This window comes from Bacillus sp. JJ634 (genome assembly GCF_036962285.1).
Classification (GTDB): Bacteria; Bacillota; Bacilli; order Bacillales; family DSM-1321; genus Peribacillus; species Peribacillus asahii_A.
Window position 1 is genome coordinate 1 of the sequence record NZ_JBALMU010000192.1, and the last position, 473, is coordinate 473.

Annotated in this window: 5 tRNA genes; all 5 read left to right on the forward strand. The window is 54.1% G+C overall.

Going from position 1 to position 473, the window contains the following annotated elements:
• Window positions 1–22 precede the first annotated feature (22 nt).
• The 5 genes from V7068_RS21445 (at window position 23) to V7068_RS21465 (ending at window position 451) form a co-directional block, all read left to right on the forward strand.
• A tRNA-Lys gene (locus V7068_RS21445) sits at window positions 23–98 on the forward strand.
• Between the two features lie 4 nt (window positions 99–102).
• Window positions 103–184 (forward strand) — tRNA-Leu (locus V7068_RS21450).
• A gap of 6 nt (window positions 185–190) precedes the next feature.
• Window positions 191–265: transfer RNA gene (locus V7068_RS21455), tRNA-Gly, on the forward strand.
• A gap of 12 nt (window positions 266–277) precedes the next feature.
• Window positions 278–366 (forward strand) — tRNA-Leu (locus tag V7068_RS21460).
• An 8-nt stretch (window positions 367–374) separates the two neighbouring features.
• A tRNA-Arg gene (locus tag V7068_RS21465) sits at window positions 375–451 on the forward strand.
• Window positions 452–473: the final 22 nt, after the last annotated feature.

The window sequence follows — 473 nt, forward strand, 5'->3', positions numbered from 1 at the left end:
CGTCATCCTCCACCATTTGGACGAGTCATTAGCTCAGTTGGTAGAGCATCTGACTTTTAATCAGAGGGTCGCAGGTTCGAATCCTGCATGACTCACCATATTGCGGGTGTGGCGGAATTGGCAGACGCACCAGACTTAGGATCTGGCGCCGCAAGGCGTGGGGGTTCGACTCCCTTCACCCGCATTATTCGCGGAAGTAGTTCAGTGGTAGAATACAACCTTGCCAAGGTTGGGGTCGCGGGTTCGAATCCCGTCTTCCGCTCCATTTTAATAAAGTGCCGGGGTGGCGGAACTGGCAGACGCACAGGACTTAAAATCCTGCGGTAGGTGACTACCGTACCGGTTCGATTCCGGTCCTCGGCACCACTTAATATGCGCCCGTAGCTCAATTGGATAGAGCGTCTGACTACGGATCAGAAGGTTATGGGTTCGACTCCTTTCGGGCGCGCCATATTTACGGGAAGTAGCTCAGC